Here is a 6,823-nt window from a genome sequence, read left to right as displayed (position 1 = left end):
TGCAGAGGTCCTCGCCGCGGCGAACACCGAGCTCGCGCGGTTCTCGGGTGGGCGCTACTCCCTCGAGCACACCGATGCCAAGAAGGGCAACGCGAAGTCGGGCCTCGGCGTCCGGGTCCACGACATGCACACCAACCAGGTTCGCGACGTCGGCACCCTGTCCGGGGGCGAGACCTTCTACGTCTCGCTGTCGCTCGCGCTGGCTCTGGCGGACGTGGTCCGCGCCGAGTCGGGCGGCGTCGACCTCGGCACGCTCTTCGTCGACGAAGGCTTTGGCACCTTGGACCCTGACGTCCTCGATGACGTCATGCACACCCTCGAGGGTCTGCGGGCCGGTGGCCGCACGGTCGGCATCGTCAGTCACGTCACCGAGCTCAAGTCCCGAGTCGCGGACCGCATCGAGATCCTCGTCAAAGACGATCGCACCTCGACGCTCCGCGTCACCGCCTGACGCGATGGCGCTCTCCGACTCAGGCGACCTGCGAACTCTCCCGAGACATGGCAGCCCCGATCCCGAGGATGACGACGCCGACGACGGCAGAAGCCCCGGCGAGCCACGCGTAGCCGAGCGACCCGACCACGACTCCGGCCACCGCCCCACCGCCCGCGCCAGCCAGCCCCATGAAGACGTCGGCGAGTCCCTGGGTCGCCGGCCGCTCATCGGTGGCGACCGCCGCGGTGAGCAGGGTCGACCCGGACACGAGCGTGCAGGACCAGCCGACGCCGAGGAGGAACAGCGCGACGAGCAGGAGCACCGACCAGCCGGCCTCCGAGAGGGCGGCGAGGCCGGAGGCAATGGCGAGGATCACGCCACCGAGCATGGCGATGACTCGCCCGCCCCACCGGTCGACGGCCGTACCCACGACAGGCGACAGGACGTACATGCCGAGAATGTGGATCGAGATGACGAAGCCGATGACCTCGAGCTCGGCATCCCCGTGCTTCATGTGGATCGGCGTCATGACCATCACGCTCACCATGACGAGGTGCCCGAGCCCCATGACGAGCACGGCCCGAAGCGCACGAGTGTTCGCGCGGATCACCGACATACCCCGCCGCATCGAACCGTCGTGGTTGGGTGCCTCGGGCGCCGGTCCCGTCGTGGTTCCCTCCGCCAGTCCGGCCGTATGCCGCTGGGCTCGCTCCTCGTGCTCCGTGGCCTCGAGCGCGCGTGCAGTCAGGAGCGGGTCGGGACGCAACAGGCGGTTGACGACCAGCCAGGCGAGCAGGAAGCCGGCAAGCGAGAAGATGAAACAGCCGGCCAGGTCCGGGATCCCGACGAGGCGGGCGACCGAGACGCCGGGACCGATGAGGTTCGGCCCGACCACCGAGCCGATCGTCGTGGCCCAGACGACGATGGAGAGGTCCCGGCCACGATGGGCCGGCTCGGCGAGATCGGCCGCGGCGTAGCGAGCCTGGTTGTTCGCCGTCGTGCCTCCGCCGAAGAGGAACATCCCGACGAGGAAGAGCGGGAAGGAGTTTGCCACCGCCGCGGTGATGACGAGCGCCGCGCCGACGAAGGCGACTGCGAGCCCCAGGGACTGGCCCATCCGACGTCCGTGCCCCGCGATGACACGCGCCACCGGGATCGTGATGAGCGCGCTGCCGAGGACCTGGGAGGTGGTCCCGACCCCGGCGAGCGCCTCCGTCCCGCTGAGCTGCTCGGCGAGCAGGGCGCCGACCGCGATGCCGCTCGCCATGCCCACCCCACCGAGGATCTGGGTGGCGACGAGCGTCCGAATGACCTTGCGCTGCAAGGTGCCCCGGTCGAGCCGGGTCATCGTGGTGGTCATGCGTGGCGCTTTCTGCACATTCGACTCAGGCTCGCGGGCCCGATTCCTGTTCACTCGATTGGGGTGTGGGCGTCAGACGTGGCGGCGGGAGGTGATGACGCGGAACCGGTTCGCGACGTAGGCCGCGTCGGTGTAGGCCGCGTTGGCGGCCGGGTTGGCCCCCGTCCCGTGGAAGTCGGAGAAGGCGGCCGTCTGGTTGACGAAGATCTGGCCGGTGAGGTTCTCGGACAGGGCGACACCACCGTCCACCGCGGCCTGGCGGGCCTGCTCGAGCACGGTCTCGTCGGTCGAGTAGACGGAGGCCGTCATGCCGCCGTGCTCGCGGACGGTGTCGGCGAGCTGGGCGAGCGACTGGTCCGTCGAGGCGGTCTGGATGAGGAACCCCACGGGCCCGAAGCACTCCTGCGTGTACACGTCCTCCCGCTGGACGTCGACGGCGACCAGCCCCGGTGCCCGGACGACCGCCTCGGCGTAGGACGGGTGCACCACGCGACGTGAGTCGAGCACGACCCGACCTTCGGCCTCGGCCGCGATCGACTCGAGCGAGTCGGCGTTCGACCGGACCTGGTCGTTGACCGTGGCCCCGAGCAGCTCGACGGCCTTCGCATCGTCACCGGTCAGGCGCGAGACCGCCCCAGCCAGGCGCTCGCCGAACTCGTCGAAGGACAGGTGCCCCTCGTCCGTCTCCACACCGGTCGAGGGCACGTAGATGTTCTGCGGCGCGGTGCACATCTGGCCGGAGTAGAGCGTCAGCGAGAAGGCGAGGTTGCCGAGCACCCCCTTGAGGTTGTCGGTCGAGTCGACGACGACCGTGTTGAGGCCCGCCTTCTCGGTGTAGACGAGCTTGCCCAGCGCCGCCCCCCGCTCCTCGAGCCACGCCCCGAAGGCCGGCCCGCCGGTGTAGTCGATGATGGCGATCTCGTCGCGCTCGGCGAGCGTCTTCGCGAGCCCCTGCCCGTCGGCCTCGGCGGCGAGCTGGACGAGCGCCGGGTCGAAGCCGGCCTCTGCAAGCACCTTCCGCGCCGCGTCGACGGTGATCGCGAGCGGCAGCACCGCGCGGGGGTGCGGCTTGATGACGACCGGGTTCCCGGTGACCAGGGACGCGAAGATCCCGGGGTAGGCGTTCCACGTTGGGAAGGTGTTGCAGCCGATGACGAGGGAGATGCCGCGCGGGACGATCCGGTAGTCCTTCTGCATCCGGATCGGTGCGGGGTTGCCCTCGCGGTCCTTGCCGGGCTTCTCCCACACGACCGACTCGGGCACCCGCTCCTGCTCGATGAGCCCGGCGGCCACGGCCTCGATCGCCCGCTCCTGCGCGTGCGGCCCACCCGCCTGGAACGACATGACGAACGGCTGTCCCGACGTGTGCATCACGGCGTTGGCCAGCTCGAACGACCGCTTGTTGATCTGGTCGACGATCTCGACGCACACCGCGGCCCGGACCTGCGGGCCCGCGTCACGCCAGGCGGGGATCGCGGCCTCGGCAGCCGCAAGGCCGGCATCGAGGTCGAGCACCGGGTAGGCGACCCCCAGCGTCGGACCGTAGGGCGAGACCTCACTGCCCACGAAGGTGCCGTCCACGGCGGAAGCCAGCTCAGCGGCATACGGCTGATTGAGGAGTGCTTCGTACGCGGCGAGCCCCTCGGCGGCGGCCGTCTCGCCGTACACACGCGGGGACGGGGACTCGGGGTAGCGCGAGTACCACGAGCGCGACGTCAGCGCCTGACGGATCTCGTCGAGGACGCCGGCGTGCTGGTCGAGCAGCGGATGGGTGGGCTTCGTTGCCTGTGCAGTCACGCCTCCAAGGTTAGGCCGTGTCGAGGCCGTGGGCCGACGGGGCAGGATGGCCCCATGGAGATGAGCGACGTCGCAGTCATCGGCAGCGGAGCGATGGGAGCGGGAATCGCCCAGGTCGCGGCCACGGCAGGCCATCGGGTGAGTCTCGTCGACTCGATCCCCGAAGCCGCCGAAGCCGCGGTCGACCGGCTCGCGAGCAACCTCGAGCGTCTCGTGACCAAGGGCCGGCTCGCAGCCGACGAGGCCGACGCCGTGCGCGGCCGCCTCGTGCCCGGCGGGTCGGTCCACGACCTGCCCGAGTGCGGGCTCGTCATCGAGGCCGTGCCCGAGGACCTCGCGCTCAAGCGGAAGGTCTTCGCCGACCTCGGCGCCAGCCAGCCGGCCACGACGATCCTCGCGACGAACACCTCGAGCATCGACATCGCGGCGATCGCCGACGCCGTCATCCACCCCGAGCGGGTCCTCGGCCTGCACTTCTTCAATCCTCCGCCCGTCATGGCCCTCGTCGAGGTCGTCCATGGCGTGCGGACGAGCGGCGCGGTCCTCGACGCTGCGGTCGACCTGATGCGTGCCTGGGGCAAGACCCCGGTGCGCTGCGCCTCGACGCCGGGCTTCATCGTCAACCGCGTCGCGCGACCGTTCTACGGCGAGGCGCAGCGGATGGCCGAGTCCGGGGTGGCCGACCCGGCCACGATCGACTGGATCCTCCGGGAGAAGGGCGGCTTCCCGATGGGCCCCTTCGAGCTGACCGACTTCATCGGGCAGGACGTCAACCTCGCCGTCGGCACATCCGTCTGGGAGCAGACGGACCGCGACGAGCGGTATGCGCCCACTGAGTTCCAGCGGCGTCTTGTCGCGTCCGGGAAGCTGGGTCGCAAGTCGGGTGAAGGCGTTTACTCGTATGCCGCTGACGACGTTCGCGTCGGAGGTGACCCTGATCTTGGGCTGGCTGAAGAGCTGGTGGGTGGCCCGATCGAGACGGACCCGTTGGCCCGGACGGTGGCGATGCTCGTCAACGAGGCCGTCGACCTCGTCGCGCGGGGCGACGCATCCGCCGAGGACGTCGACATCGCCATGGTGCTCGGGACGCGCTATCCCCGCGGGCCGATCGAGTGGGGTCGCGAGATCGGCTTCGACGTGGTGGCGGGACAGATCGCGGAGCTGGACCGGGCGTTCCCGGGCGGGCGCTACCGGCCCAGCCCGGCGCTGACGGACGGCAGCGTGTGATGACCGACCCGGTTGGAGCACGGACCGCGGTGCCGGGCCTCACCGGTGCTGACACGGATGCCGACGCGGAGGCCGGCGTCGCGTTCGCCCGTCAGATGTGGGCCGACGACGAGGCGTCGCGCCGGCTCGGCATGGACGCGCTCGTCATCGAGCAGGACCACGCGGTCGTGCGGATGCCGATCCGCGAGGACATGGTCAACGGGCACGACATCTGCCACGGCGGCTTCGTCTTCACGCTCGCCGACTCGACGTTCGCGCTCGCGTGCAACTCGAGAGGGTCGCTGACCGTCGCTTCAGGTGCGGACATCACGTTCACGGCTCCGAGCCGCCTCGGCGACGTCCTCGTGGCGGAGGCGATGGTGCGCTCGGCCTTCGGGCGGAGTGGGATCACCGACGTGACGGTGAAGCGTGAGTCCGACGGTCAGATCGTCGCTGAGTTCCGGGGCCGTTCCCGGTCCCTGCGCACGTCAGGCGGGGGCCGCTGACGTGAAGCCCGGCGAGTTGGTCGCGAGCCACCGGATCGCCATCGGGACGTAGGGAAGGAAGACGCTGATCCGATGACCGCCGGTCGGCAGGATCTCGGCCGTCACCGAGGTTGGCGGACGGACCGCGGCGAGGAACCGCTCCGTGCTCGAGTAGGAGTTGTGGTCTCCCTTGGCTGCCAGGATCCACAACGCAACCCGGGTCCGGTGCACTGCCGCGAGCCTCGCGAGGTCGTAGGCGGCGAGCTGCGGTGATCCCCGCGGGAACGGATCGAAGGCCTGGGTGAACTCGGGATGGAAGTAGCCCTCGAAGACGACACCTGACGAGTACAGGTCCGGGTGCCGGAAGAGCTGCGAGGCGGCGCACCAGCCGCCGTAGGAGTAACCCATGACCGCCCAGGCCGAGCGCGCCCTGGTCACCCGGAAGTGGCCGACGATCCACCGCGGCAGGTCGCTGGAGAGCCACGTGTCGATGTGCGGGCCGGCGGGGTCCGGCGAGTCGACGCACTCGGTGTCGAACATGGGTGGCTCGTTGACCTGCGGCAGGACGAGGATGGGCGCGGCGAGGTGGTGGGACGCGACGGCCGCGTCCACCGTCGAGTCGATCCCCAGCATGTGGATCCAGTTCTCCGGCGTGCTGGGGAGTCCCGGTAGCCCGACGAGCACGGGGTAGGTCCGGGGCGAGCTCGCGTGGTATCCCGCCGGGAGGTAGACGAGAACCTGGTGGAACATGCCGGGTGCCGCACCCGGGATCGAGTAGGTCTGCAGGCGGGCACCCGGGCTGGGCAGGTCGGGCAGGCGGGCGGGGATCGACCAATGGGCGAACCGGCTCCCGACAGCGCCCGCGGCGGCCGCTGCCGGTTGGGCCCCGTACGAACGACCCACGGCCCGACCCTGGCTGCCGAGGAGGTCGCCCCAGCTCTCGTAGAAGACGTACTGGTCGTTCAGGAGTGCGAAGCAGGGGGTGACGACCACGAGGTTCAGCGCCACGACCTCCACGCCGCGCACCGAGCGACGGGCCCACCTGCGGCGAGCGCGGGGCAGGTCCAGCAACACGAGGACGAAGAGGGTGAGCGCAATCAGGACGAGGACCGCGATGAACAGGTGACCTGTGAGCGCCATCGGCGCCGCCTTCCGTCCCACCTCAGCCGGCCGGTATCGCCGACTCCCCAACGCTCCATCGGTCCGCTGGGCGCCCACTGTGAGGTCGTCGAGCGCTCCTTGTGAAGTTGCCCAGAGAGTCCTCACTGGGCCAGCGGACGGCCTGTCGGGCGCACACAATGGGGTGTGAGGATCGTCCGGGGCCGTTGGCGTGGCGGGTGGCTCACCGCTCCGCCTTTCCTGTCCCGGGTCATCGCCCTCCTCGGCATCGTGACTCTCGTCAGCGCGTTGACGCCGGCGCTGCACGAGCGCTTCCGGGCCGTCGGCGAGCTGCTTCCCCCCTTCGCCCCCGCGGTGGCCCGCGCCGGTGCGGCAGCAGCCGGACTCATGCTCGTCTTCCTCGCGCGCGGGCTCCGCCGCCCC

The 6,823-nt window shown here is 70.5% G+C and carries 7 protein-coding genes; 4 read left to right on the top strand and 3 right to left on the bottom strand.

What is annotated here, in order from left to right; genetic code table 11:
• Window positions 1-451 (top strand): SbcC/MukB-like Walker B domain-containing protein (locus tag VIR15_RS09620; RefSeq protein ID WP_331927256.1); only part of this gene is annotated, 451 nt, incomplete at its 5' end.
• Window positions 452-470: 19 nt separating this feature from the next.
• On the opposite strand, the gene VIR15_RS09615 is transcribed toward VIR15_RS09620, so the two are convergent.
• Window positions 471-1,793: an MFS transporter gene (locus tag VIR15_RS09615; RefSeq protein ID WP_331927255.1), complete on the bottom strand. Its 1,323-nt coding sequence runs from the start codon at window positions 1,791-1,793 to the stop codon at window positions 471-473.
• 72 nt (window positions 1,794-1,865) lie between these two features.
• Window positions 1,866-3,590, bottom strand: a complete 1,725-nt coding sequence (paaN, locus tag VIR15_RS09610) for a phenylacetic acid degradation protein PaaN (protein WP_331927254.1) — start codon at window positions 3,588-3,590, stop codon at window positions 1,866-1,868.
• A 54-nt stretch (window positions 3,591-3,644) separates the two neighbouring features.
• Between paaN and VIR15_RS09605 the strand changes: the two genes are divergently transcribed.
• Both VIR15_RS09605 and paaI read left to right on the top strand, forming a co-directional pair.
• Window positions 3,645-4,817 carry a 3-hydroxyacyl-CoA dehydrogenase NAD-binding domain-containing protein gene (locus VIR15_RS09605; RefSeq protein WP_331927253.1) on the top strand — a complete coding sequence of 391 codons (1,173 nt, stop codon included), beginning with the start codon at window positions 3,645-3,647 and terminating at the stop codon, window positions 4,815-4,817.
• The gene (paaI, locus tag VIR15_RS09600; RefSeq protein ID WP_331927252.1) at window positions 4,817-5,302 is read left to right on the top strand and encodes a hydroxyphenylacetyl-CoA thioesterase PaaI; all 486 of its coding nucleotides are present in this window, start codon (window positions 4,817-4,819) and stop codon (window positions 5,300-5,302) included. Before VIR15_RS09605 ends, paaI begins: the two co-directional genes overlap by 1 nt.
• Here paaI and VIR15_RS09595 read toward each other — a convergent pair.
• Window positions 5,285-6,421 (bottom strand): alpha/beta hydrolase, encoded by a 1,137-nt coding sequence (locus VIR15_RS09595; protein WP_331927251.1) that lies wholly within the window; start codon window positions 6,419-6,421, stop codon window positions 5,285-5,287. The genes paaI and VIR15_RS09595 overlap by 18 nt on opposite strands.
• Before the next feature lie 165 nt (window positions 6,422-6,586).
• Here VIR15_RS09595 and VIR15_RS09590 point away from each other — a divergent pair.
• Window positions 6,587-6,823, top strand: a 237-nt coding sequence (locus VIR15_RS09590; RefSeq protein WP_331927250.1) for a hypothetical protein, incomplete at its 3' end; no start/stop codon positions are given.

It is taken from the genome of Intrasporangium sp., from assembly GCF_036566125.1.
Classification (GTDB): domain Bacteria; phylum Actinomycetota; class Actinomycetes; order Actinomycetales; family Dermatophilaceae; genus Intrasporangium.
The sequence above is the reverse complement of the archived record's forward strand: the minus strand, read 5'-3'. Positions and strand labels throughout refer to the sequence as shown.